We start from the raw sequence: 25,779 nt of genomic DNA on the forward strand, positions 1-25,779 counted from the left end.
AGGAGACAGATAAATGATAAAGCATCTATTTGCCGTAGCTGCCATTGTAGCGCTCCTCATTTTATCAGGAACAGCCTCTGCAGCTGACATCTATGTCAACGCCACAGGGGGTTCCGATGATAATGATGGGCTCTCATGGGCGGCTGCCAAGGCGACAATTGGGAACGCGACTATGTCTGCGGCTTCAGGTGACAGCATCTGGCTCGCGGATGGTGAATACCGTGGTGCTGGTAACAGAGACGTACTGATTGACAGGAACCTCACCATAACCGGTCAGTCAACCACCGGTACGGTGATAGACTGCGAGGCCCTTGGCAGGGCCTTCACTGTTCCACAGGGTGTTAGTTTCACACTCAGAAACCTCACCGTGAAGCATGGGAACGAAGACTATGGTGGAGTCATCCTGAACCATGGCAACCTCACTGTTGGGGGCTGCAGCTTCATTGAGAACATGGGGTTATACGGGGCTGTGATAACAAACAATGGCACATCGTCTAACTATGCTGTTGCAAGGATCTCAAACAGCCACTTCGAAAACAATTCCTTTAATAGCCCAAACTTTATAGGAGGGGCTCTCTGCAGTTTACAATATACCTCAATGGTGGTGGAATCCTGCACCTTCATCAACAACTCAGTCACCAATAGTGGCGGGGCCATATCCAGCATGGGTGAAAGCAACCTCACAGTAAGGGACAGTGTATTCACAAAAAACGGTGCAGGAGCGGGCGGTGCCATATACAGCGAATCAGGAAATGCAGAGATCATGAACTGCACATTCACATCAAACAGCGCAACGTATGGCGGGGCAATTCATAACTATCTAACATCAGGCCAGTGGAATATGACAGTATGCTCTTCAGATTTCACATCAAACACAGGATATATGGGCGGGGCAATTTCCAGCTGTGGCAACATCTATATTAACTCAGCAACATTCCATGATAACGGCGCTAGTCAGACGGGTGGTGCTATATATGTATATGGATATCGGGCTTCAGATTCTGCAGAGATCGTGAACTGCACATTCACATCAAACAGCGCAACTTTTGGTGGGGCAGTTGCAACAGATCAAACCCGCACTCTAAGGGTTCTACTCAGGGGGAGCACATTCTCCGGCAACACAGCATGGTACGGTGGCGGGTTCCTTGCGAGCGGTGTCAATGCAACTGTTAGTGGATGTAACTTCAGTGAGAACGTGGCATCAGCACACGGTGGTGGAATCAGAAACGATTATGGGAATCTGACAGTCAGGAACACCACATTCACAGGTAACAGGGCATTTTACGCCGGGGGAGGTATAAGCAATGTCCGGGCAGCCCTTGCAGATATCACAGAATCCACATTCACAGGTAACGTTGCAGAGTCATGGAATACAGGATCAGCGGTCCTCAGCTACTTAACAGTCACAGTGATCAACTTCTGCCGTATCCTGGATAACCCTGGCGCCGATGTCTTCTGTGAGGCAGGTCCTGGAGTGGATGCCAGATTCAACTGGTGGGGTAACAACAGTCCTGACTTCAGTGAACTCACATCAGGTGATGTTACAGCAAACCCATGGATTGTACTGACCATAACAGCAAACCCCGGAAATGTCCCTGTGGGGTCCACTTCACTCATCAGGGCTGACCTGTTACATGACAGTGCTGGCACACTGCATACAACCGCAGTGCCCTACACAGGAGTTGTGGACTTCTCAACAACCTATGGTACAATCAGTGATGCTGTGATGAGCGGTGGAGTTGCATCCTCGACCCTCAGGAACCTCAATGCACCAGGGGTTGCAGTGGTATCCGCTGTTCTGGATAACCAGATGGTTAACACCACGGTAACGGTTAGGGCTGCTCCAGCAGCAACGGGTATAACCATCAACCAGCTTGTCGCTGCAGCCGTGAACGTCAGGAACCACTACCTGCGCTACCGTAAACTGCCATCCTCTGTCACAATTGCATCAAAGGGGTACTCCATGGCCCAGTTCCTGGATTTACTTGCACGTGCAACGGTCCAGCTCAACTCAGGAAACCAGAACCCCTTAAAACCAAGGACTGTGGGTTATGCCGGTAGCATTGGCATCTGGAGGTCAGGTAAACTCTCAAGGCAAGCCTACGTGTCAGTGGCAGCCAGTATCAGGAACTTCATAAACAGCCAGGGAAGGGCACCCAGGTATGCCTCAACTGTATATGGCCGGGTGAGCTTTGTGGGCCTCGTTTACAGCTACAGTGAGGTCCTCAGATTCTACGGTAACAACAGGAGGCTTCCAAACTACCTGATAATCTAACCCAACCCTTTATTTTTTTAAACTTTATTTTTTTGTGATCAATCAGAGATGAATCCCATTTTAGAGGTCTAAACTTATTTTTTGATAATCAGTTAAACAGGAACCCCATTTCAGGGGAGTTCAGTGAAAATTTTTTATCCTATAATCATTATATTATACTCAAGGGGGTTTAAATGATAAAAATAATCACATGTTTCTTTCTGTTTCTCATGGGGATCATGCTGATCCCTGGATGTGTCAGCGCAGCCGATATCTATGTCAACGCCACAGGGGGGTCCGATGATAATGATGGGCTCTCATGGGCGGCTGCCAAGGCTACAATTGGAAACGCAACAGGGTCTGCGGCTTCAGGTGACAGCATCTGGGTGGCAGACGGTGAGTACAAAGGTGAACGTAACAGGGACATCCTCATTGACAGGAACCTCACCATCACCGGTCAGTCAACCACCGGTACGGTGATAGACTGCGAGGCCCTTGGCAGGGCCTTCAATGTATCCTCCGGTGTGGTTCTGGTCCTAAGGAACCTCACACTGAGGAATGGCAGTGCACCTGAGGGTGGGGCGGTGATGAACCACGGTGAGCTCCAGGTGGAGAACTGCCTCCTCATGTGCAGCAACGCCACAGGGGGTGGCGCCATCTACAGTGACGGTACAGTGAAACTGACTGGAAGTTACCTCATCGAGAATAGAGCAGAGGATGGTGGTGCATTATACAGTAGGGGAGTCCTTGAGGTTACAGAATCAACCTTCAACGGGAATGAGGCCTCAGGGTGTGGGGGATCCATATACAGTGCCTCATACTCATCCCTTAACATCAGGGACTCATCATTTGCCCTTGGCCATGCAGAGGATGGTGGCGGGATTTACACCGGTGGCGATACACTCATATGCAACTCTACAATTGCAATGAACATCGCAGAGAGCCAGGGCGGCGGGTTATATGTGTGGGCGGCAGATGGGACGGAAATCACGGTTACCGTGACCGACTCCATGATTCTCTACAACACCGCACGCCATGGTGGGGGTATCTCAGGATTCAGAAACACTGACGATTCATTCCTGAATTTACAGGTTTCGGACTCCCTATTCAGATCAAACCTTGCAGATTACGGTGCCGGTATCCATGCAGATAATGTTAACACCACAGTATCAGGGTGCACCTTCACTGAGAACGTGGCGTCAGAGCATGGTGGAGCAATCAGGAACAATTATGGGAATCTGACAGTCAGGAACACCACATTCACAGATAACAGGGCAGGATCAGCTGGTGGTGGTATAAGTTCTTTCCTTGCGGTACTTGCAGATATCACAGAATCCACATTCACAGGCAACCTTGCAGAGTCATGGAATACAGGATCAGCGGTCCTCAGCTACTTCACCGTCACAGTGATCAAGTTCTGCCGTATCCTGGATAACCCTGGCGCCGATGTCTTCTGTGAGGACGGCCCGGGAGTGGATGCCAGATTCAACTGGTGGGGTTGTAACGCACCGGACTTCAGTGAACTCACATCAGGTGACGTTGCTGTGGCACCATGGATGGTCCTCACATTAACCACGGATCCAGCGGCTGTTGCTGCAGGGGGCACCTCACTCATAAAGGCAGATCTGAGGCATGACAGTGCCGGAGGATACCATGATACATTCTTCGTCCCCTACACGGGTAATGTGGATTTCTCGTCCACTGCAGGGAGCATCGATGATGCTGTGATGTCCCTTGGAACTGCAAATTCAACACTCACAGGTCTGACGGCACCGGGTACAGTAACCGTGAACGCGACCCTTGACGCTGAAAGCGCCTCAGTGGATGTGGATGTCCTTAAGGTCCCATCATCCATCACAATGGATGACTCTGAGGCTGTTGAGGGCGATGCATTCAATTTAAGGGCACGTTTAATGGCACAGAACCCCATTCCAGGGAAGGCCATCAGGTTCCAGATAAATGGGGTTAACATGGGAACTTCAACCACCGATTCAGATGGATGGGCAAGCCTCAACCTTCCAGGAATATTTCCGCCGGGTCTCTACAATGTGACTGCAGAGTTCCAGGGTGATGAACTCCTCAATAACAGTTCATCCCGGGCAGAACTCAGGATCCTCAGGAAGGCGGCATTTGAACTCTCAAACCTCACTGCAGGTCCACTCTCAGGGACGGCTCCCCTCAGGATCAGCGTATCTGCCAGGGTGAGGAATACAGGTGAGGCCCCGGGTGATTACCGTGCAGAGCTACTTGTAAATTCTGTCCCAGCTGCATCAATGGTAATTTCACTTGCAGCCGGTGAATCAGGGGATGTGAGGTTCAACTACACCATCACCAGGGATGGGGTGTACATGGTGACCATAGGGGGTCTTCCTGCAAGGACAGTTACGGTGAAATCCCAGGGTTTAACGGTTAAACAGATTGCAGCTGCCGCCCTGACTGTCAGGGACCACTATGCACGCTACCGTAAGCTACCAGCATCTGTCACAATTGCATCAAAGGGGTACTCCATGGCCCAGTTCCTGGATTTACTTGCACGTGCAACGGTCCAGCTCAACTCAGGAAACCAGAACCCCTTAACACCACGGTCCGTGGGTTATCTGGGTAGCACAGGCACATGGGGGTCAGGTAAACTCTCAAGGTCAGCCTACGTGTCAGTGGCAGTTAGTATCAGGAACTTCATAAACAGCCAGGGAAGGGCACCCAGGTATGCCTCAACATCCTATGGCCGGGTGAGCTTTGTTCGCCTTGTATACGTATACAGCAGGGTACTCGCATTCTACGGCGCAAACGGAAGGCTACCGGTGGATATAGCAATTTAAAACTCTTTATTTATTTTTTGTTTTCAATGAACTTTTTCATTTATTCTCAAGGGTCTTAAGGGTTTCCCTGACTTTTTCGGTGAATTCATGAAAATCCCTCAGGTGTTCCCTGAGGATCCTGAATGTTATACGGTCATCTATCTTACCATACCTGTGGGCCACGATATTCCTGAATCCCCTCATTGCCTTTACTTTCCTGAAGGTTTCCTCGTCTATTATCCCGGCTCCAAGAAGGTTCTCAAGGACATCACCATCTGATCCAGGGACACCGAGTTTCAGGTCGGAGTTAAGGATGGAACATATGTCAAATACATTTTCAATAGCAAATTCAAGTCTCTTATACATACCATCCCTTACAAGGCCAAGCCCCTGGAACTCCTCAAAGGTTTCGGGAAGGTTATCATCTATAAGATTTACGCTTTCCTCAAATCTCACTTATCTTCGTGAGTATGATGGTCTTTCTTATCATTGGACACTCACCTCATGGGGGACATGCCGATGTAATCATAGAAGCGGTGTTTGAAGTCATCGAACTCCTTCACAGTCTCCCATGCAATGTCATGGAGGAACCTCTCACTGTCACAGTATACGACCTCACCCCTGAGTACCTGGACCCTCACATAGAGTGGTAGCTGCTGGAATATCTGGACATCGAATACTTCATCCACCTCACAGAGGACCCTCAGCCTGAAATCCGCTGCCTCATCAGGGGTTCCATCATAGTACACTGCAAGGTCTATATCAGACCACTCCTCACCCCCAAGGGCTGAGCCATAGAGTATTATGAACCTGACCCTCTCGGCATCCTCGAACCCCCTGATCACACGGAGAAACCCATCAATGCGGGTTCTTATAGATTCATCCGTATGGATATTATGATCATTCTATATCTTATTGCTGGTCATGTATCAGATTGACTTAAAGGCAAATATGCTTCACTTTAAAAAAAGAAGGTGGAGATTATTTTTTCAGGTAGTAACCCACTCCAAGCAATGAAAAGACGAGGACCACCAGAACTGTGTAGGGTAACATGGTATGGCTTTCTGGTTTCTCTGATTCAGCGGCTTTGACCTCATAGGCACCACCCCCACCAGGGCCAGGCGTCCCGTATTCCAGTGATGATTCATCTTCATATGGCCCGGATTCCGGTCCATTGAACTCGCCCCTCTGTGTTCCGGATCTTGGAGGGGTGGAGTCAGTATCTGATTCTTCTGGCGTATTTGATCCCTCTGATTCTGGAGGCACCGGCTCTGTATTTTCATCATCAACACTTCCAAGGATGTTTTTTATGATACCCAGTTCATCTGTGGTTAGGCTGACCATGCTCCTTGTATATGCACTGTGGAGTGCCCTTGCGATTATCTCCTTCTGTTCACCGTCGAACCTGTTCCATATGCTGCTATCCCTGAAGTAGATGTCCCTCACACTGTTCCATATCGATGGATCTATTACCCTGGCGAGGGCATCTGAGACATAGAGGTTTCTTATGAATACTGCTATGGTGTTTCTTCCTGAGTACCCTTCCCTGAGCATCGAGTCCCTCCAGTAGGGGTTGAGGAGTGTCAGTGTCACATCATCACTGAGGGCATCACTGAGGGTTTTCACCTTTAGCCTACCCTGTGCTGTGCCTGCGATGTAGCTTGTTATCTCCTTTCCTGTGAGGTACCTTACGATGAAGTTGAGTGTCACTGAACCAGTATAGTATGTCCTTCCGGGCTGTGAATGATATGAAATTGCCAGTGTTGTGTCCACGGTACCAATGAACCGTTCAACCAGCATCCTCCCGGGTATACCCTCAATGTTCCTTCCATATATGAAGGTGTAGTAATCCAGGTAGGTGGATGCAAGCGCATCCTCGGTCCAGCTGTCAGAGTACAGTATCATCCTTCCAAGGCTCACAGCGTGGGTGTCCGCACTTAAAGGAAGGCTGAATATCCTTGAAGATGCAAGGAGATCCGCTTTTGAATCAGAATCCTCTTCAGAGAGGCCCTGGTCCCTCAAGATATCTTTAATGTCAGCCTTCATTGTAAGGTAATGTTTGCGGATGTAGTTCATTTCAGGGGATTCATTGAGCATCGCCACCTTCCTCACAGCATCATCCAGGATCTCAAGGGGATACATGCAGAGGTCCCTGAAGTTCACTGCAGCCTGGATCAGAACGTCTATACGTGGTCTTCCAAGTTCACTGAGTGGTATGATATCGGTTCCAATCAGAACTCCGCTGCTGTATACAGGCCTGACCCCAAGGAGGTTGAATATTACACCGAGACTCTGACCGGAGGTCACCATTATTTCTGAGGCACTCACCGGGACAGCGACTGTTTCAGGATACCTGGCTCCACTGGATTTAAGGTATAATTTCAGTGTCTCATTGACGATCTGCCCTCCAATGTTAAAGGCTGCTGTATCAGGAACCCTTCTTGGATCGAAGGAATAGATGTTTGCACCGCTTGGCATTGAGTCAGGGCTTCTTATGGGATCCCTACCAACCCTTGCTATTACATAGCCGCCATTGAGGACATTTAGAAGGGATGATCTTTCCTCTGCCACACTCCTTTCAATAAGCTCCCTTACAGTGTTTGAGGTTCTGTTGCCATCATAGGTTACGATTGCATTGATGAACCTTTCAAGTGTTTCATTATCTGGCAGTCTCCCGAATGTATGCAGCCCATGGGATGTGAGGGTCCCTGCAAGCATTTCAAGGTAACTTTCAAGCTGACTCCTCAGTGATTCAAAGTCCCCGTCGCTTTTTATTCTGGTTTTCAGTGTATCATCTGTGGTTACTATCCTTGTTATCTGATTCCTGAGTTCTAAAATCCTTGCGGTGTCATTTGATTCTGAGGCTGTTCTGTAGGCGCTTAGAAGATCCCTTAATTCTGCGTAGACACCATAGAGTTCTGTTGATGCAACCGGTGGTATCATATGGGATATTATGACCGCGTATGATCGTCTCTTTGCGAGGTCCGTCTCACCGAAGCTGTCCATCCGGTAGATGTAGATGTGTGGCAGTGACCCTATGAGAGTGTTTGGCCAGTCATTCTCTGCCATACCACTTCTTCGACCCGGTAAAAGCTCAAGGGTTCCATGGGTTCCCATCTGTATATAGGCATCGGCCCTGAATCCATTCTGAAGCCAGAGGTAGAATGCGATGTACTGGTGTGTCGGTGGAAGGGTGCCGTTGTTGAGTTTAAGGGTCCCGTTCCACTTCCAGACCGGCTGCGGACCTATGAACATGTTGCCGAGGATGAAGCCAGGGATCACTATGCTGTTATTGTGGATCATGATGTTCCCTGGAGCCGGACCCCAGATCGCCTCAACCTGACGCCTGAGGGTTGCAGGGAGCTTTGAGTACCACTGGAGGTAATCTGAAACCGGTACTGTGATACAGCCTGATTCAACGAGCTTTTTGAGCTGGCTGCTGCTGTAGTTACCGTTCCTGCCACAGCTCCTTATACTGTTGATCAGGTATTCAGCCGTCGGTGTTGTGTTCCCGATGCAGTATCCATTCTCCCTGAGCATGCCAAGTATGCTTATCAGACTCTCTATCACGTTTAATCCATCAGCAACAGGTACCGTTTCATCGTGTGCACTATCCGCATATATAATTGCTATCCTCTTGGTTGATGCTTCCTTTCTTCTGAGGTTGATCCATGAAATCGCCCTATCCGCCAGCTGCTCCACACCATACCGGTAACCTTTCAGTGTCCTCACAAGGATCCCGGTCTGGGGGTCGGTTGAATAACTGAAACCCCCTATGAATATGGGTTCTATCCTTCCATCGATTTCTGCTGCAAGATACCACCGGGATATGTCGACACTGTAATCCGGGTTCAGGGGATTCTCAAGGTACTCCTCAAAGGTTACATCGGTGGTAAAGACGGGACTGAGGGCCGGTACATTGAGCATCCTGAATATCTCATAGCTTTCATTAACGGTGTATCCATAGGCGTTTACCAGTATCGGGATGATGAGGTCTATTGCAGATGAGTTGTTCTCCATGAAGAAGTTCATGGTAGTGTTCCTTCTGGTGGTACTGACATGTGAGGCGATGGGGAGTACATTGCATCCCCTCCTCTCAAGGGCGTCTATGATCATACTGTATGGTTCAAGCTGTCCTGCTGTGTAGTGCCAGGAGTGGATTACCATACCAACCCAGGGTGCTCCTGGTCTGTAATGGCCGCTTGAGGAGTACCAGTTTAGATAGGATGCCCTGTCATAGAACACCTTTGATGTTGATGGGTGGAATGCAAAGTCTGGAATGGTTGTCATGGCAGGGTTGCCACTTATGATCCTTGTTTCATCCCTTGAGACTTCGGCATAGCCACTTAACCTCAGAACCTCCAGTATGACCTTCTTCATGTTCTCTGTATTGAGGAGTGCTAGTATCGTGTATCCCGGTGCAACAGTTGAGTACTCCCCTCCTAGGATTGTGATGTTGGTGCCGGTGACCCTGAAGTTATAGTTGGCATACATCTTTGCTGTGGAATTCTGGAGGATGGGTGTGATGACTGAAACAAGATCAGGGTTAATGCTGCTGAAGAAAAAGAAAAGCACCCCTGTATCCTGGAGTTCCTCTTTGAAGACATTTAGCGTTCTGTTCTCGTATAATCTATCTGCAGGTATCAGTTTCAGCTGGAACCGGTAACCATCCATTAGCATATCCTGATAGGCGCTGTTAATGAGCTTCTCAAAGCCACTTATCCCCGTTGTGAGTATCATCATCTTAAGGGGTTCCTTTATAAGGGGCACACCGAACCTGTGGTTCACCTCAGCAGTCCTGGGAGCCCCTGCTGGTGTTACGGTGGTCCTGTAAATTTGTCCCCTGTAGTTCATCTCAACAAGGAGACGTGTAAGATTTGTCTGTAATGTCACATTGAATCTGCCCCCAACATCTGCAGCCGTTGATATGAGTGTTACATTGTCTGCGGGGTCCCTGATGGTGATCATGGTGCCCCCCGCGGCTGTGGTGTTGTTCATTACTGTCCCATGGATGGTAACGTTTTCATCTGCAGCTGTCACAGTGTCCATCACCGGGAATGCTAGTAGAATCAGTATCAATAACAGATACCTTTTAATTATTTCACCTCTCCTTGGCTTTCAATAAAATATTCTTATAATATGTTTATATAGATAATTATTAAAAATTTTAATTAAAGCCTGTATTAAGTAATAATTAATATTCTAAGGTGAAGATAGGGATCTTAATGGGTTGATAACTTTAGCTCCCCCAGAAAAAATGAATCTACAGAATGCTCATTTATATGAAAACCTCTGCTTTCAGTAAATGATAATAATGATCACATTTAAGATACTGATGGTGTTTAATTTGCCTGGATCCCTCTATGAAGAAGCAGCACTGAGGAGAGATGAGATAAGGGGTTACCTCAGGTTGAGGCTGGATGAACTCCCCGACGCCAGGGAGTACTGGTTCAGCCATGATGGTGAGGATGATTCACTATCAACTGCAGCCTGTGATGGGGCATCAGGGTTCAGGGAATTCTCGGGGCTGAGGCTGGTGGCCGTAAATACAGCCACGGTATCTGATTCTGGTGATGTGGTTGAGGGAAGCTTTCTGGATCTACTGGAGGCCCACGCCGGCTTCAGGGAAAGGGTCAGAAACCTCACAGCAATTTCTGAATTAAGGAACAGCTTAAGGGCTGTATCTGAACTCAGACCGGACATCCTCCTCATGGATGGATCACTCATAGGCACAATCCTGAGGCCAGTAAGGTATGATGGAACCCTCCAGGCTGATGTTAAGGGATGGATAAGGAGAAACTGCCTTAGAGAAATATCAGCATCTCCTGATACCATGGCGGTTCATTCAGGGTCATTCAAGGAAACCTTGAAGGATAAATTTAAGTCTCACAGGCCACTTGTGTACCTGGAGGGTCTTGAGAGGCTCATATCAGCATGGAAACTCCTTAAAAAGACCAGGAATATAATAGCGGTCTCTGAGAGGTCAACCATGTCTGACATCTTTGAGGACATACCTGATATGACGGTCTTCGATGAACTCACAGATGGGCCTGGATACTCAGTACCGGTTCACAGGGAACTATCACATCTCAAGGGGAGGTTCCCTGTACTGGACGCATTCTTCAGGAGCCTAGAATTCACTGTATTCTATGCCAGGCTCGAGGAGAACGGGAGGGTCCTCAAGTTTGAGGTTCCACGCCGTATCAGTGCTGATGCCGTGGCGGACCACTTTGAGAGCCTCAGGGCATCGTCTGCTGGCGGCTACCCACACCTTCTCAGGAGGGTGAAGGATGATGTCCGTATCACCGATGAGGACATGGATGCCATCGCAGGGTTGATCCTTGAGGGTATTTACAGGTAGAGTGGAGGTTCGCAATGGGATTCACAGGTAAGTGCTATGGGGAGACGTCACCATCAAGGGTGAGCTTTGTCTCAAGGGAGATGCCACATGTTGGCGAGTACGTGGTGATGGAGTATGATGGCCGGCGGGTGCTTGGCATGATAGAGTCACTACTGCGGGGTGTCCCCGGGGTCACAGAGGACCTCAATGACCCCGAGACGGTTGAGAGGATAGTTAGGGTTACAGGGGGGCGGCAGTATCTCCGCGGCACAGTTAGAATACTTGGAGATGTTGAGACACTTGAAATTCCACGTGTACCCCCAGGGCCCGGGACAGAGGTCCGATCAGCAGACACAGAAACCCTCAGGAGGATATTCGGGCGGGGAAGCCTGACTCTTGGGAGGCTACTTTCTGCTGATGTACCATTCCGGGTTGACATAAACCGTATGGTCACAAGGCACATCGCGATACTTGCAGTTACAGGGGCGGGGAAATCCAACACCGTGGCCGTGATAGTTGATGAGCTCCTGCGGGCCGGTGGAACGGTCATAATCTTTGATATGCACTCAGAGTATGTGAGTGCGGAGTTCAACCATGGAAGTGTTAACCCTATAGGGGCTGCCATAAACCCGGCGAGGCTCTCCCTGAGGGAGATCAAGAGGCTTTCAAATGTTACAAAGAACGCCTACGTTCAGGAGAGGTACCTTTCAAGGGCCCACAGGAGGGTGGCACCTGAATTTGAGGGTGGTGGGGTATCCGCTGAGGACTTCCTGAGGAGGATGCATGAGGAGCTGGACCATCTGCTTGCAGAAAACAGCAGCGATAAGAGGAGCATAATCGATGTGCAGAACAAGCTGGAGTACATGGCAGAAGCCTATGATGAGATAATAGACCTGGAGACAGGGGGGATAATCGAGAGGCTCAGGTTAAACCATGCCAATGTGATCGACCTTGGCCTGGTGGATGAGACGGGATCTGATGTTATAGTGAGCCACGTCCTCCAGGAGGTCCTCCAGAGCAGGAAGGACTACATAAACCATGGGGAGGGACTTGAAACCCCAGTATTCATCGTGCTTGAGGAGGCGCATATCCTTGCACCCGCTGATCGGTCCACAGAGTCAAGGTACTGGATAAGCCGCGTGGCAAGGGAGGGGCGAAAGTTCGGCGTGGGACTTGCCCTTGTGAGTCAGAGCCCCAAGTCCCTTGATCCTGCAGCCCTCTCACAGGCCAATAACATGATAATAATGCGTCTGATCGAACCCAATGACCAGATGCATGTTCAGAGGGCCAGCGAGGCCCTCAGTGACGACCTCCTATCTCATCTACCGTCCCTGAATATCGGTGAGGCGGTTGTGGTTGGGCTCATGGCACCGGTCCCTGCAATGGTGAAGATAGGTGAATTCACAGGTAAGCTATCCGGGGGTGACCCTGACGTGGAGTCCATCTGGCGTGGGATGGGGGGTAAAGGATAAGTATTATTATCTCCAAGAGAATTACAGTGGTTTCCATGACAGCGGCAGATTTTAAGGATTTCTATGACGTGCTGGTTGAGAACCTTGAATCCTTCAACGGGGAATATGCATCCTTCATAGATCACGGTCCTAAACTCTTCAAGCTCCTGGCGGACTTCCTTGGCTATGAACACCTCAAGAGCCACCTCAGACTCAAAATAAGCGCGGCAATAGCCTACTATGTTGTGCCCATGGATGTCATCCCTGAGACGGTCTACGGTGCATACGGGTACATTGATGATATCTTCATAACAGCCTACGTCATAAGGATCCTGGCGGACGTCTATGGCTACGAGTTCCTCTCAGAGTACTGGGAGGGAGAGGAAGACCTTGAAGAGGTTGTTGAACTCTGCTATGAGAGATCAAAGGAGGTCCTCAGGGAGAAGACAACCGATGTGCTGGAATATGTGGGTTTGATCTGATCAGCTGTTTTCCTGGATTCTGTTCTCCCAGTTCATACCCTCAAGAACCCCCAGGATGTCATCAAGTGATTCCTTCTCTACAGTTAGTTCAATGAGGAGTTCAAAGCACTCATCATTCCTTAGGATCATGCACTTCTTCATTGATGGTAGGAGGTCCCCCAGTTCATTCATGGTATCCATGAGACCGTTACCACTTACAAGTCCGTTCATCATGAGGTTGAGGCTTTCGCCCCTGGGGTTTATGTAGATTATCTCCTTTCTGTGGATCATGTCCTCTGAGGGGACAGGTTCTGTTGCTGTAACCGGGGTTTCTTCTTGTTTTGAAGTCAGTGTATCCTGATCTTCTTCAGTATCTGATCCATGGTACCTTAGGTAGAGCTCCTCAACCTCGGAGTTGTGTTTAAGAATGAATCCCTCGGGGCCTTCCTCAAGGAGGTCATGCTCCTGGAGGGTCCATATACTGAAATCAAGTGTGCTGGGTTCATCAAAGTATTCAGTCAGGTCCTCCTTTTTGAAGGGTCCTTCACCTACGGCTTCCCTTATGTCCTTGAACATGTCCCATGCCAGTATCCTGTCATAGCATTCCCTGCACTCATCTCTTTTCCCATCAACTGTACTGTAGAAGCTGGATTTCTTGAGTTTCCTGCCGCATATTGGGCAGGTTCTGATCATATCTGATTCTGTAACAAGTTCCCCTTCACCGTAGGCTTCATGGAAGGCTTTGAGTTCCTCGTCTGGTTTAAGGGTGTAGGTATCGAAGGCCGGGTTGCTATCGATGAGGTCGAAGTCCTGCAGCAGCCAGATATGGCCCATGACTATAACCCTTTCATCCTCACTTTCTATGATGTCGTCAACAGCGAATTCCACACCTGGTTCAACAAGCTTTCTTATCTTAACGAGGGCCTCTGCAGCGCAGCGCCTCCTTGAGCATTCCTTGCATATGGGGGAGGTTCCATCGGATGAATTGAATTCTGTGGCGGGTTTTACCTCCCCGCACATTGAGCACTCCAGTTCATCCTTCTCAGGGGTCGCGGTGCTTTCGGTCTGAACTGGATCGGCTGATGCTGATTTGAGCCTTTTAAGATCCACATTCTCTATGATGAACTTCTGGACATCCTCTTCGGGTTTTAAAATGTAGGTCCCTGATTCCCCGTCGTGGTCAAGGAGGTTGAACTCTTCGAGTATCCAGATCATGGCTGTGAATTCTGTCCTCTCCACATCATCCATCCCGGCTGTGTAAATGTCAACTTTAATTTCATCCTCAGGTTTAAAAATTCTGAGGATTCTCTCAAGGGATTCGAGGGCATAGAGTTTCCTTGAGCATTCCCTGCAGATCCCCTGGGACATCTCAGTTTCGGTTTCAAGCTCTTCATGGCAGCCAGAACAGAGTTCAAGGCCACTGACGGATACTTTAGGTAATGAATCCTTTCTTTGATGGGATCCTACCGTTAGAGCTTCTTCATCTTCTGTCTGATCCGTTTCCTCTGCGCTGGTGGAATCCCTGGTTTCATTCTCCAGTATCGTTCCTGCTTTCAGGTCGACTGGATTGCCATCAGATCCGGGTTCATCAGTCCAGAGGTCATCGTCCGGGTTTTCAGAATGGAATTCATCCTTGGATGGATTATAAGATTCATTCATGGATTCTTCAGGTCTCATGGCGGTCCTGAAAAGTGATTCGGCTGCGGATTTGAAGCCCAGGTTGAGTTCCATGAAGTCATCGCATTTCTCAGATAAAACGTAAAGGGTTCTGAAGCTATTGAATCCCTGATTCTTTATGAACCCGTTCCCTTCACCGCTGACATGCTTCTTTATGAATCCCTCCCTGAGGAGAATCCAGAAGAGCCAGGCGTCGAGGTCCTTCTCATTCTTAAAGTCATCGAAGGTGAAGGACTCCATTTCACGAAGTGTTTCAATGGCCTTTAAAATCCGATATTTATCGTAGCATTCCCTGCAAACGGCCAGGTTCTCAGAGCTGCAGTTTTCACAGGATGAAGAAGATGATTCACTGCCGCAGGAGAGGCATAAAAGTTTATCTGATTCTCTACAGCAGAGGACACAGTTATCCATATGGCATACTCCCCTCAATACAGTATAAATTTAATATTTTTACAGATACTTAAATCATTAACATTTACAGGGTTATAAAAAAATTTATCTATCAATTTTTAGAAACATTTAAATGAGTTTAATGCCGTAAAGGGGGTTTTTAACATAATAAAACAGAAAAGGCTGGTCCCCAGGGGTAAGTCCAGATACTGGCTTCACAGGGTAGATGATGATATACTTGAAGATATATCCGAGAACCTCGTGATTGGCTCCGTAAGGAAGAGGGGTAAACTTATAAATGAAATTCGATCCGGTGACAGGATATTCCTCTTCAAGCCGATCCCCTTGAATGGACGGAGGACACTCTCATTTGTTGCATACACCCTGGTTGAAAGGGTATACAGTGACCCTGAAAGCCTATATGATTACTATGAATCCCCCAGGAAGCTGAAGCTCAAGGGGATAAAGTTCTTCAACCCCCCCATACCCCTAATTAAATTCAAGAATAAACTTGTTTCCCTTGATTCTAAAAAATGGTCATCTGCACTCAAATCTGAGTACAGACAGATAGATGAGGCTGATTTCAGGACCATAAGGTCCAGGGCAAAGTTCATAGAGAAATTCCCCGCCTACCTTGAGGAGGTATCCTTCAGCATGGATGAATTCATCCTGAACTCCATCATGGGCCTCCACAGCATGCTCAGAAAGGCCGATGGCCGGAAGCAGATGGAGATAAAATCCTTCATAAAACTCCTTGATGAATTCATCCAGTCCTACGGGATTAACAAGTCATATGATGAACTTGAGGAATTCTACTCCATCAACGCCTGGAGGACCGGTATAAAACACTACCCGTCACGGGATCCCGAGAGAATAGTAACACTCTACAACAGCAGAGGGGCTGGAAGAGACTTTGGATTGATATCCCTGGAATAGGAGGCTTAATATGAATGCAGAGAGTATCATAAATGCCCTTAAAAATGGCAACGTCCCCCCGGAGGGGGTGGGCGAGATATGCGTCGGGCGTGAGAGGGAACTGGAGGAGTTCGACAAGATATTCGGTAAGGTTAAGGAGGGGGCTGCGGTAACAAGGTTCCTAAACGGTGAATTCGGGTCGGGGAAGTCCTTCTTCCTGAAACTCCTGGAGGAAAGGGCCCTTGCAGACAACTTCGTCGTCGCAAAGGTGACACTCAGCCGCGACGTCCCCTTCAACAAGTTCGAGGTCGTCTACAGGAGCATCGTTGCCTCGCTCCGCTGCAAGACCGGCACATCCCTTGAACACATAATTGAAAAGTGGACCACACAGCTCCGCATGATGGCCCTAAGGGAAACCACGGACCCCTACCAGCAGGAGAGGATAGTGATAGACAACATAAACAACGACCTCAAGGAGGTTCGTAAACACGCCACAACATTCGCCGCTGCAATAGAAAACTACTACAAGCTCTCTGCGCGGGGTGACCAGGAGACAGCAAAGTATGCAATGGCCTGGCTTAGCGGTGAGAAGAACATACCCTACACCATAAAAAGGCAGTTCGGTGTCAAGGGTGATATTGACAGGGAAAACGCCTTCAAGTACCTCGAGGCCCTCTCCTCATTCCTGAGGGCACTCAACTACGCAGGGCTCATAATACTCATAGACGAGGCAGAGCACATAATGACCCTACACACAAAGAAGCTGAGGGACACAGCCTACGACTACATGAGGTTTATATACGATGAGTGCAGCCTCGGCAGATTCCACAACACCCTCTTCATATTCGCAGGGACCCCCGAGTTCTTTGAGGACCCGAAGATGGGCGTGCCATCCTACACCGCACTCAATGAGAGGATAGAGGACGTCCTAAACACGGACTTCAAGGACCTCAGGAAACCCATAATCAGACTTGATGGCTTCAGGAAGGATAACCTCATGGAGCTATCAGATCGCCTCATAAGGATGCACGAGGAGGTCTATGAATGGGAGGCCAAACCGGTCAGGGAGTCCCTTGATGGTATAATAGCAAGGCATGAGGCCAACGCGGAACTCACAGGTTACATTTCACCGAGAAACTTTGTGAAGTCATTCATAAGTGTCCTTGATGTTGTCCAGCAGAACCCTGAACTCCGGACCCAGGAGGAGATCCTTGACCTCTTCGAAGAGAAGGAGATGGAGTTTGAGGAGTTCGAGGATGAGGACTGGGTTTAATTCCAGGGTGATAAGCCTCTGAGGGGTCATCTGATGTCTTCCGACTCACTCAACCCCCGCCTCAGGCACTTCCTCGCCAACAGGCTCGGCTGGAGGAGGCTGAGGGATGTGCAGAAATCCGCCCTTGAAGCCATAGGACGGGGCGAGGACACACTCATAGTTGCACCCACAGCCTCGGGTAAGACCGAGGCAGCCATGATACCTGTCTTCAACTCCATACTCACAGATGGCCTCCCACCGGTCAGCCTGCTCTATGTCTCACCCCTCAAGGCACTCATAAATGACATGCACAGCAGACTGGAGTACTGGGGCAACCACTTCAACCTTGAGGTCATGAAGTGGCACGGGGATGTCCCGCCAGACACCAAGCGGAGGTTCATAAAGAACCCTTCGGACATCCTCCTCATAACACCAGAGTCCCTTGAGGTTATCATGGTGAACAGGACCCTGGATGAGAGGGAGAGGATCTTCAGAAACCTCCGCTACATCATAGTGGATGAGATCCACTACTTCATAGAGTCGGATAGGGGTGTCCAGCTGAACTCCCTCCTCGCAAGGCTTGAGAGGTACACCGCTGTGAGGCCCCAGAGGATAGGGCTCTCTGCGACTATTGGAAACCCTGAGGACGTCCTTGAGTGGATGAGCCCCTCGGGTGTTGTTGTGGAGGAGAGCTCTGATAGGAGACTCCAGTACAGGATATTCTCTGGTGGAGAAGCAGGGGTCGTTGATGTTTTAAGGAGGTTAACCGGCAGGAAGGTACTCATCTTCGTCCCATCACGGAGGGATGCCGAGAAGTACTACAACATCATAAGAAGGTGTCTGGATGTGGACGTCTTCATACACCACTCCTCCCTGAACAGGGAGTCACGGGAGGAGGCAGAGGAGAAATTCAAATCCATATCAGCGGCCTTCATGGTGAGCACCAGTACACTGGAGCTCGGTATAGATGTGGGTGACATCGACGTGGTGGTCCACCTGCGGAGCCCGGCAACCGTGAACCAGTTCCTCCAGAGGACCGGACGAAGCGGCAGGAGGAGTGGCAAACAGAGGACCATCATATTCCATGAGGGTGAGGTGCTTCTTGCACTCTCGGTTGTCTCACTGGCACTTTCAGGTAAACTGGAGATGCTCAGGATACCCAGAAGGCCCCTTGACATATACTTCCACCAGATCCTCAGCTCTGTGTTTGAGATTGAAAAACCGGGGCCCGCCGAGATATACAGGGGCCTGGGGAGGGCCCATGTATTCTCTGATATAAATTCAGGGGACTTCAGGCACCTTCTTGACTTCATGGGTGAGAATGATTTTATAAGGAAACACGGGACCTACCTCTACCATGGCTTCAACTTTGAGAAGGTCTTCGGTAAGATGAACTTCCTGGAGTTCTACTCTGTGTTCTACCCAACCTATGAGTTCACTGTTAAGCACGGCACGAAGATCATAGGAACACTTGACGCATTCTTCGCTGTAAAATACCTTGAGGAGGGGAGGGGCTTCGTGCTTGGTGGTGAAAACTGGATTGTGAAGGAGATCGACCATGAAAGATTCATCGTTAAGGTTAAGCCCTGCTCCAGGAAGGCGAATATACCTGACTGGAGTGGGGGCGGTGCCCCGGTGAGCTTTGAGGTTGCAAGGCACGCCTATGACATCATCCTTGGAAACTTCAACCGGGACCTCCTCATGTGGCTCGATGATGCATCAAGGGAGAGGGTCCTATCTGAGATGGCCAGGGCCTCTGCCGCAGGTTTAACCAGGGATGTTATCCCTGTGAGTGTCGGGTCGGATGTGGAGATCCACACCTTTGGAGGGGAGAGGGTTAACGGCCTGATCTCAGATATATTCAGGATGGAGCATGATGCATACCGTGTCAGGGATGATGCCTTTGCGGCGCGCTTCAGGGCAAAGGTCGACTACGATGACGTGGTATCTACTCTGAATGAGATCCCATCCATCATCTCTGAGGAGGACTTCCCCCTCAGGCTCCATGACAGCCTTGACAGGATGGTTAAGAACAAGTTCATAGAGCACCTCCCGGAGGATGTGGCGGCCCATATAAAGTACAGCCTCCTCTACAGACCGGATGAGCTCCTGGGGCTGCTTGAGGCCAGTACACCGGTTGAGGTGGAGGGCTTCAGGATTCAGGTTTTTCATGGCTCTGAGAAATAGACATTCATGTTCTTTTTCTGGAATTCATGAGCTTCATGAACTGGATATGTGAGCTTAGCCTGTTTAAGAATTGATTTCAGGGTTCCGGGGGCAATTTCATCATGAAGAGGTATGATCACAATGAGTTTCTTCCCATTTTCATCTATCTTTTTGAGTTTCACATGACTACCCTTTCCTCCAGAATACGTAAATCCCTCTTTCTGGAGGATCTTACAGAGCTTCACTCCTGATAGTTTTCCTTTTTTGCCAGCCATCTATCTTAACGCTCACATGTTCCTCTTTTTCAGGTACAGTGTAACTGCTTATAAGGTCTTGATACATTTCAAGAACATCCTCGTCGCTAAGGAAGAGTTCAAGCGCCTCCCGGATGTTCTCAAGAGCAATTTCTTTGCTGATGCCCTGACTGGCTATGTTAAAGGGCTCACATATCGCCACGAACAGGTTTCCCTCTTTTTCAATCTTTACTGGAAGCTCAAGTTTAACTGAGGCCATCCCATCTCACCTGCAGTTCACAGATAACTATTTCTGCATTATTTGATATGAATTGATGGCTTAATATATATTTATGTTGCAGGTGCAACAGTTGCAATGACAACATTTATATGGTGTTATCCAGATAACTTCAGCACCGGAACATTGAGGAGGACATGATGATCGACAGTGACATACCATTCAGGGGGCTCCTATCAATCATACTCAGGAGCCACCGTGTATTCGTGGCAAGGGAGTTATCCCACCTTAAACTCACAGACGCCCAGGTTGCCTGCCTCTTCAGGATCCACAGGCAACCAGGGGTTACCCAGGATGAACTCTCATGGTTCTTCCAGGTGGACAAGGGGACCATAGCCAGGATCACAAGGCGCCTGGAGGAGAAGGGACTCATCATGAGAAAACAGGACCCCCAAAACCGGAGGAGGTATATGCTGAGCCTCACAGCTCACGGGGAGGAACTGATACCCCTGATAAGGGAGGTTGAGGATAGGTGGACAGACCTCCTCTTTGAAAACCTCACAGATGAGGAGCGGAAGACACTTATGGAGATCTGCAGGAGACTGGCAGAGGAGGCAATGAGGATAAGGTGTGTGGAAGATGACAGAGGGTGTTAAGATAATGAGGGGGGACCCGAAGAGGGCCCTCCTGAAACTCTCAGGGCCAATGATAATCGCGATGCTGCTCACATCCATCTACAACCTGGTGGATGCCATATGGGTGGCTGGCCTGGGTGGTGAGGCACTCGCAGCCATAGGGTTCGTGACACCCCTCTACATGGTACTCGTTGGGCTATCCAATGGCCTCGGGGCCGGGGCGGCATCATCGGTTTCAAGGTACCTGGGCGCAGGTGACGCTGAGGGCGTGAATAACAGCGCAACCCACACGATTATAATAACAGCTGCGGTTTCAGTTGTAATCACAGTGATCCTTGAACTTCTACTCGGCGACATACTCCTCTCCCTGGGGGCAGGTGATGCACTGAAGCCGGCATTCCAGTATGGTAGCGTGGTCTTTGCAGGTACCATATTCACACTCTTCACAGGGGCAGCCTACGGGATACTAAGATCCGAGGGTGATGCAAAGAGGCCAATGTATGCCATGGGCCTCTCAGCGGTCCTCAACATGGTCCTTGACCCCCTCCTCATATACACGGCAGGGTGGGGTATAGCCGGGGCGGCCTGGGCCACGGTGATATCCCAGCTTGCGGTCTCACTCGTTGTACTTTACTGGTTCCTTGGGGGCGGAACCTACACCTCCATAGGGATGAAACACTTCAGACCCGACCGTGGGGTTGCCCTCTCAATACTCTCAGTGACGGTACCTGCGAGTGCAGAGTTCTTTGTCATGTCCCTGGTAACCGCGGTACTCAACGGGATACTCACAGCCGTCGGAGGTACCAGTGCAGTTGCAGTGTATTCAGCGGGGTGGAGGATAGTCATGCTGGCAATCGTCCCGGTGATATCGGTTGCAACTGCCCTTGTGAGTGTATCGGGGGTTGCCTATGGTTCAAGGAACTTCAGAAACCTTGAGGTGGTCCACGGGTACTCCATAAGGCTGGGGCTTATGATAGCCGCTGCCACCGCCCTCCTGACCTTCATACTTGCCCCCTGGATCTCATGGGTATTCTCGTACTCCCAGGCATCCGCGGACCTGGCACCCAGGATAACCTGGTTCCTGAGGGTCATCTGCCTCTTCTACCTCTTCCTCCCACCGGGTATAATGTCAGGTTCCATCTTCCAGGGGGCCGGGAGGGGGCTCACGTCCCTCACACTCTCGGTTATAAGGCAGGTCCTCCTTGTTGCTGTATTCGCCTACCTCCTGGGTGTGACCCTGGGATTCGGTGAGGTTGGAGTCTGGTGGGGTGTGGTTGCAGGTGACATCGGGGGAAGCCTCATAGCCTACCTCTGGGCAAGGCTCTTTATAGGGAGGCTCAGAAGGTACGGGGACTGATTTTTCCCGGATTTAATGGTTCTGAATGTTTTCCCTTCACGGAGGGTTACTTAATGGAAGAAAAAAGTTTATTGCTTAATTTGCTGTGCAAACCTCCAGATTAATAGTTTATGGGGTGCTACACCCCGTATTTAACCTTCTTCTGATGTAGACCGCCAGGAGGCCCCCCACGAATGCTGCAAGTATCAGTGAAATGACCATGAGTATCCCTGATATGAGCTGGAGGTAATCGGCTGGTGCGTAGGTGGGTTCAGGTGCCAGTCCCATGGGTTCCGCTGCACCTGTCATGTCCCCACCGGTGTCAGGGAATACCTGTGAGATGGCTGAGAGGGCCATCATGCCACCAGTGGTTGTTGCCATGAGCCCCACCATACCGATGGTCAGGTAGATGAGTACCAGGAACCCTGAGTTCACCAGGGATTCACTGTAGGTTTCAGCCCCCAGGCCTGCAACGAAGGATTCCACAAAGAGGAAGACGAAGGCTACAATGAATACAAAGAATATGGGGTCCATGAATCCGTCCATGAGGACACCGCCAAGGAGTAACGCGGTGAGTGTCCCTGCAACTGCACCCACAAGTATCCCGAATACGGAGCTTAAAACATTCAGCTTACTGTTCAGCCACTTCAGCAGTGGTTCACCATTTCTATTCACATTGAGTCTCAAATTTACCACCATGAACACTTAATAATTACATTCATGTTTTTTACTTCATAAAAACCTTTCCGGTTGAGGGGAAACTACTAATAATAAATCAACATATCTGAATTTACTGATGTGTAACCGGTGATGTCATGGAAAGTGAAGAGATGGGAATATTCGAAAGGTACCTCACAGTCTGGGTGATACTCTGCATAATCACAGGGGTTGGGATCGGACAGTTCATACCCGCCTTCCCGGCCCTCCTCAACAGGTTACAGTACGCCCAGGTATCCCTCCCGGTGGCGGTACTGATATGGCTAATGATATACCCCATGATGCTCAGGATAGACTTCTCAAGCATAATACGCGCCACCAGGGAAATCAGGGGGCTCACTGTTACCTGCGGGACCAACTGGCTCATAAAGCCATTCACCATGTATATCGTGGCATCATTCTTCCTCCTCGGAGTTTTCTCAAATCTTATACCGCCTGAACTCGGGAGGGAGTACCTTGCAGGGGCGGTACTACTCGGGGCGGCACCATGCACAGCCATGGTCTTCGTCTGGAGCAGCCTCACACGGGGTGACCCGGCCTACACGCTGGTGCAGGTGGCGGTGAACGACATAATACTCCTCTTCGCCTACGCCCCCATAGTGGCCTTCCTCCTGGGTATAGGTAACATCCAGGTACCCTACGACACCCTCATACTCTCTGTGGTGCTCTTCGTGGTGGTACCGCTACTTGCAGGGTACCTCACAAGGAGGAGGCTCATCACCTCAAGGGGACCCGAGTACTTCCAGGAGTTCCTGGGGAAATTCGAGAACATAACGGTCATCGGACTCCTCCTAACCCTCATCATAATATTCTCATTCCAGGGGATGGTCATAATTGAGAACCCCCTCCACATAGGTTTAATCGCTGTTCCCCTCATAATACAGACCTTCCTGATCTTCACGGTGGCCTACCTCTGGGCCCGCCTATGGAGGCTGAGGCATGCGGTGGCTGCACCCGCAGCCCTCATAGGTGCAAGCAACTTCTTTGAACTGGCGGTGGCGGTGGCCATATCACTCTTCGGTTTACAGTCAGGGGCGGCCCTCGCCACGGTTGTTGGGGTCCTGGTGGAGGTCCCGGTGATGCTTGCACTTGTGAGGATAGCCAACGCAACACGGGGCAGGTTTCCTGCCTGAAAAAACAATTTATTTTTATTTTACTGGAACCAGTACTTTTACTGGATGATATCAGTGGGATGTGCCTAATAGAGAAACCCTCAGGGGTCTCCATGAAGGGGATTATTTATGAGTTCATACTCTTGATAAACTTGAAGTGTTTCCTACATTTCATCCTTATCACAGAATGAGTTCATACTCCCTGATAACACCATACTGGGTTCAGATCCGCGGCTGAGGCATCCCTGATGAGTGGAAATGCAGCCACTGGCACCTATACGCGGTTGACCAGCGCCTCACCCTTAAAGAGAATGGTGATCTAAGCGGTCCCTCTGAAGGCCCACCACAGGTCACCGGGTTACTCCATGTCCCCTGAATACTACACCACAATGGGGGCCATAATGAAAAAGCACAGGGTCCCCGTGGTGTGGACCTCCGGGGGTTCTCAACACCATCACCTGACTCTGCAGAGGAGGCTGAAGGAGTTCCTCATGAGGTTATAGGCAGTGTTTCCTCTGTATCAGATCAGATCCTCTCGGGTCTGAGTCCCTTCCTTTTGAGGTAACTGTTCCACCTTAAGGCAATGCTGCGGTAGTAGCTGTCCCCTGTTGCTTTCCAGGCCCTGTTTGCAAGCTGTACGTGGAGTCTGTGGTAGCTCTCACTGGCTAACCATGCCGGCCTGTAGTACCTGCCGCTCACAGCATAATATGTCCATCGCCCACTGTCGAAAATCCAGTTCATCCTCCTGAAGGTTGAAACGCCAGTTCGGAAGAGGTTAAGCGCTCTTGAGTTCCCGGTGTAACTGTAGGCGGTGTGGAGTCCAAGTGTGCAGATGAGGTGTGCGTTGAGGATGTAGTGTTCCCTCATGAAGTTGTAGTGGAGGTAGAAGTTACCGTATTTCGTGGGTTTTACAAGGCCGGTTGGGGCATGAAAACTGTTTATGAGGGAATTTGAGATGTCAAGGTACCCCCTGTTACCTGTGAGGTTGTATGCCCTGGCGTAGTGGCCTGCAAGGTTTCCCTGGGCGAAGCTGTCAAGCCAGCCGGTACCTGATCCATGGTAGTCGAAGTACATGGGGAATACAGCGTAGCGCATGCCCCTGTATGTCCTGAAGGTTACCGTGAGTTTCTGCTCATCCAGCACTTCAAGGAAGTCAGAGGTGTTCCTGCAGCCACCTGCAAGGTTGGATGTTGTTACAGGGTAAATATGCCATCCCCTGTTCTTGTAGTAGACAAATGGCAGGTTGCTCCTGAACTCCGGTACTGGCATGTTCCTGAACTGACAGGCTTTGCTGTTGAATACAGTTACTGTTGTCTCTGATGGTGAAAGTTTCCTGGAGTAGTAGGCGTTATTGGCCTGTATGGTCTTGATCTCGATGATCTTCTCATCACTCCTCAGGGCCCGCTTACCTTTGATCCCTAAGAAGAGTTTAACGGCATATCCTGCATCTATGTATGCCTGATAGTACCTTCTATCACCTGTGGATGTGTACCGCGTATAAAGGTGGTTCCTTATCCTCGTATTATTTTTAACTGCCCCTTTGAGGAGTTCCTGGTAACTGTCCAGGTAGTATGAGCGGTTCAGGTGGTCGGGTGTCCCGTTGCAGTCTGTGTTGTTATCCACTGCATGGGATGGACTGCATGCAATGATAAAAATCAGGCCAAGGATTACTGGAAAAAATCTTTTCAATATTATCCCCCCATTACAATTTTGAATGGCGCCCCATATAAAGGTGGGTGAATTCCTTAAACGGAAACCTTTTTATAATGGAAAAGGTCATATTATAGAAAAATCATTCACACTT

20 protein-coding genes are annotated in these 25,779 nt (G+C 49.6%); 12 read left to right on the forward strand and 8 right to left on the reverse strand.

Annotated features, from left to right (window positions below):
• Positions 1-13 precede the first annotated feature (13 nt).
• Together L5462_RS08175 and L5462_RS08180 are read left to right on the forward strand one after the other, a co-directional pair.
• Positions 14-2,275, forward strand: coding sequence for a pseudomurein-binding repeat-containing protein (locus L5462_RS08175; protein ID WP_237780274.1), 2,262 nt, complete (start codon positions 14-16; stop codon positions 2,273-2,275).
• A gap of 173 nt (positions 2,276-2,448) precedes the next feature.
• Positions 2,449-5,073: an Ig-like domain repeat protein gene (locus tag L5462_RS08180; protein WP_237780275.1), complete on the forward strand. Its 2,625-nt coding sequence runs from the start codon at positions 2,449-2,451 to the stop codon at positions 5,071-5,073.
• A gap of 36 nt (positions 5,074-5,109) precedes the next feature.
• On the opposite strand, the gene L5462_RS08185 is transcribed toward L5462_RS08180, so the two are convergent.
• The 3 genes from L5462_RS08185 to L5462_RS08195 form a co-directional block, all read right to left on the reverse strand.
• Positions 5,110-5,508, reverse strand: a complete 399-nt coding sequence (locus tag L5462_RS08185; protein ID WP_237780276.1) for a DUF86 domain-containing protein — start codon at positions 5,506-5,508, stop codon at positions 5,110-5,112.
• Positions 5,509-5,549: 41 nt separating this feature from the next.
• Entirely contained in the window at positions 5,550-5,897 is a 348-nt protein-coding gene (locus L5462_RS08190) for a nucleotidyltransferase domain-containing protein (RefSeq protein WP_237780277.1), read from the reverse strand.
• Positions 5,898-6,033: 136 nt separating this feature from the next.
• Entirely contained in the window at positions 6,034-10,131 is a 4,098-nt protein-coding gene (locus L5462_RS08195; RefSeq protein ID WP_237780278.1) for a cobaltochelatase subunit CobN, read from the reverse strand.
• A 226-nt stretch (positions 10,132-10,357) separates the two neighbouring features.
• On the opposite strand from L5462_RS08195, the gene L5462_RS08200 reads away from it, so the two are divergent.
• The 3 genes from L5462_RS08200 to L5462_RS08210 are packed head-to-tail and all read left to right on the forward strand — an operon-like array spanning position 10,358 to position 13,325.
• Positions 10,358-11,413, forward strand: coding sequence for a DNA double-strand break repair nuclease NurA (locus tag L5462_RS08200; RefSeq protein WP_237780279.1), 1,056 nt, complete (start codon positions 10,358-10,360; stop codon positions 11,411-11,413).
• A 14-nt stretch (positions 11,414-11,427) separates the two neighbouring features.
• Entirely contained in the window at positions 11,428-12,864 is a 1,437-nt protein-coding gene (locus L5462_RS08205; protein ID WP_237780280.1) for an ATP-binding protein, read from the forward strand.
• 35 nt (positions 12,865-12,899) lie between these two features.
• A complete protein-coding gene (locus L5462_RS08210) occupies positions 12,900-13,325 on the forward strand; it encodes a YkvA family protein (protein WP_237780281.1) in 426 nt (141 codons plus the stop codon).
• Here the strand turns inward: L5462_RS08210 and L5462_RS08215 are convergent, their stop codons facing one another.
• The gene (locus L5462_RS08215; RefSeq protein WP_237780282.1) at positions 13,326-15,392 is read right to left on the reverse strand and encodes a hypothetical protein; all 2,067 of its coding nucleotides are present in this window, start codon (positions 15,390-15,392) and stop codon (positions 13,326-13,328) included.
• A gap of 240 nt (positions 15,393-15,632) precedes the next feature.
• Between L5462_RS08215 and L5462_RS08220 the strand changes: the two genes are divergently transcribed.
• From L5462_RS08220 to L5462_RS08230, 3 genes are read left to right on the forward strand one after another with little or no spacing between them, the layout of a single operon-like run.
• Positions 15,633-16,307 carry a hypothetical protein gene (locus tag L5462_RS08220; RefSeq protein ID WP_237780283.1) on the forward strand — a complete coding sequence of 225 codons (675 nt, stop codon included), beginning with the start codon at positions 15,633-15,635 and terminating at the stop codon, positions 16,305-16,307.
• A 10-nt stretch (positions 16,308-16,317) separates the two neighbouring features.
• Positions 16,318-17,559: a BREX system ATP-binding domain-containing protein gene (locus L5462_RS08225; protein ID WP_237780284.1), complete on the forward strand. Its 1,242-nt coding sequence runs from the start codon at positions 16,318-16,320 to the stop codon at positions 17,557-17,559.
• Positions 17,560-17,592: 33 nt separating this feature from the next.
• Positions 17,593-19,725, forward strand: coding sequence for a DEAD/DEAH box helicase (locus L5462_RS08230; protein ID WP_237780285.1), 2,133 nt, complete (start codon positions 17,593-17,595; stop codon positions 19,723-19,725).
• Here L5462_RS08230 and L5462_RS08235 read toward each other — a convergent pair.
• The gene (locus tag L5462_RS08235; RefSeq protein WP_237780286.1) at positions 19,707-19,979 is read right to left on the reverse strand and encodes a type II toxin-antitoxin system HicA family toxin; all 273 of its coding nucleotides are present in this window, start codon (positions 19,977-19,979) and stop codon (positions 19,707-19,709) included. The two genes, L5462_RS08230 and L5462_RS08235, sit on opposite strands and share 19 nt — an antisense overlap.
• Positions 19,936-20,217: a type II toxin-antitoxin system HicB family antitoxin gene (locus tag L5462_RS08240; RefSeq protein WP_237780287.1), complete on the reverse strand. Its 282-nt coding sequence runs from the start codon at positions 20,215-20,217 to the stop codon at positions 19,936-19,938. The genes L5462_RS08235 and L5462_RS08240 overlap by 44 nt, the downstream gene beginning before the upstream one ends.
• Before the next feature lie 158 nt (positions 20,218-20,375).
• Here L5462_RS08240 and L5462_RS08245 point away from each other — a divergent pair, with 158 nt between their 5' ends.
• Positions 20,376-20,831 carry a MarR family transcriptional regulator gene (locus L5462_RS08245; RefSeq protein ID WP_237780288.1) on the forward strand — a complete coding sequence of 152 codons (456 nt, stop codon included), beginning with the start codon at positions 20,376-20,378 and terminating at the stop codon, positions 20,829-20,831.
• Positions 20,815-22,167, forward strand: coding sequence for an MATE family efflux transporter (locus tag L5462_RS08250; RefSeq protein WP_237780289.1), 1,353 nt, complete (start codon positions 20,815-20,817; stop codon positions 22,165-22,167). Before L5462_RS08245 ends, L5462_RS08250 begins: the two co-directional genes overlap by 17 nt.
• 108 nt (positions 22,168-22,275) lie before the next feature.
• Here L5462_RS08250 and L5462_RS08255 read toward each other — a convergent pair whose 3' ends face one another.
• Positions 22,276-22,833, reverse strand: coding sequence for a hypothetical protein (locus tag L5462_RS08255; protein WP_237780290.1), 558 nt, complete (start codon positions 22,831-22,833; stop codon positions 22,276-22,278).
• 128 nt (positions 22,834-22,961) lie between these two features.
• On the opposite strand from L5462_RS08255, the gene arsB reads away from it, so the two are divergent.
• Both arsB and L5462_RS08265 read left to right on the forward strand, forming a co-directional pair.
• The gene (arsB, locus tag L5462_RS08260) at positions 22,962-23,996 is read left to right on the forward strand and encodes an ACR3 family arsenite efflux transporter (protein ID WP_237780291.1); all 1,035 of its coding nucleotides are present in this window, start codon (positions 22,962-22,964) and stop codon (positions 23,994-23,996) included.
• Positions 23,997-24,340: 344 nt separating this feature from the next.
• Entirely contained in the window at positions 24,341-24,478 is a 138-nt protein-coding gene (locus L5462_RS08265; protein ID WP_237780292.1) for a hypothetical protein, read from the forward strand.
• A 22-nt stretch (positions 24,479-24,500) separates the two neighbouring features.
• Here L5462_RS08265 and L5462_RS08270 read toward each other — a convergent pair whose 3' ends face one another.
• Positions 24,501-25,664, reverse strand: coding sequence for a D-glucuronyl C5-epimerase family protein (locus L5462_RS08270; protein ID WP_237780293.1), 1,164 nt, complete (start codon positions 25,662-25,664; stop codon positions 24,501-24,503).
• Between the last annotated feature and the right edge of the window lie 115 nt (positions 25,665-25,779).

This window comes from Methanothermobacter sp. K4, from assembly GCF_022014235.1.
Lineage (GTDB): Archaea > Methanobacteriota > Methanobacteria > Methanobacteriales > Methanothermobacteraceae > Methanothermobacter.

Bases quoted from the DNA above. Each gene is read 5' to 3' on its own strand.
- L5462_RS08215 (WP_237780282.1), bottom strand. From the start codon at position 15,392: ATGGATAACTGTGTCCTCTGCTGTAGAGAATCAGATAAACTTTTATGC.
- L5462_RS08210 (WP_237780281.1), top strand. From the start codon at position 12,900: ATGACAGCGGCAGATTTTAAGGATTTCTATGACGTGCTGGTTGAGAAC.
- L5462_RS08175 (WP_237780274.1), top strand. From the start codon at position 14: ATGATAAAGCATCTATTTGCCGTAGCTGCCATTGTAGCGCTCCTCATT.
- L5462_RS08180 (WP_237780275.1), top strand. From the start codon at position 2,449: ATGATAAAAATAATCACATGTTTCTTTCTGTTTCTCATGGGGATCATG.
- arsB (WP_237780291.1), top strand. From the start codon at position 22,962: ATGGAAAGTGAAGAGATGGGAATATTCGAAAGGTACCTCACAGTCTGG.
- L5462_RS08230 (WP_237780285.1), top strand. From the start codon at position 17,593: ATGTCTTCCGACTCACTCAACCCCCGCCTCAGGCACTTCCTCGCCAAC.
- L5462_RS08245 (WP_237780288.1), top strand. From the start codon at position 20,376: ATGATCGACAGTGACATACCATTCAGGGGGCTCCTATCAATCATACTC.
- L5462_RS08200 (WP_237780279.1), top strand. From the start codon at position 10,358: ATGATAATAATGATCACATTTAAGATACTGATGGTGTTTAATTTGCCT.
- L5462_RS08205 (WP_237780280.1), top strand. From the start codon at position 11,428: ATGGGATTCACAGGTAAGTGCTATGGGGAGACGTCACCATCAAGGGTG.
- L5462_RS08240 (WP_237780287.1), bottom strand. From the start codon at position 20,217: ATGGCCTCAGTTAAACTTGAGCTTCCAGTAAAGATTGAAAAAGAGGGA.
- L5462_RS08225 (WP_237780284.1), top strand. From the start codon at position 16,318: ATGAATGCAGAGAGTATCATAAATGCCCTTAAAAATGGCAACGTCCCC.
- L5462_RS08250 (WP_237780289.1), top strand. From the start codon at position 20,815: ATGACAGAGGGTGTTAAGATAATGAGGGGGGACCCGAAGAGGGCCCTC.
- L5462_RS08265 (WP_237780292.1), top strand. From the start codon at position 24,341: ATGTCCCCTGAATACTACACCACAATGGGGGCCATAATGAAAAAGCAC.
- L5462_RS08235 (WP_237780286.1), bottom strand. From the start codon at position 19,979: ATGGCTGGCAAAAAAGGAAAACTATCAGGAGTGAAGCTCTGTAAGATC.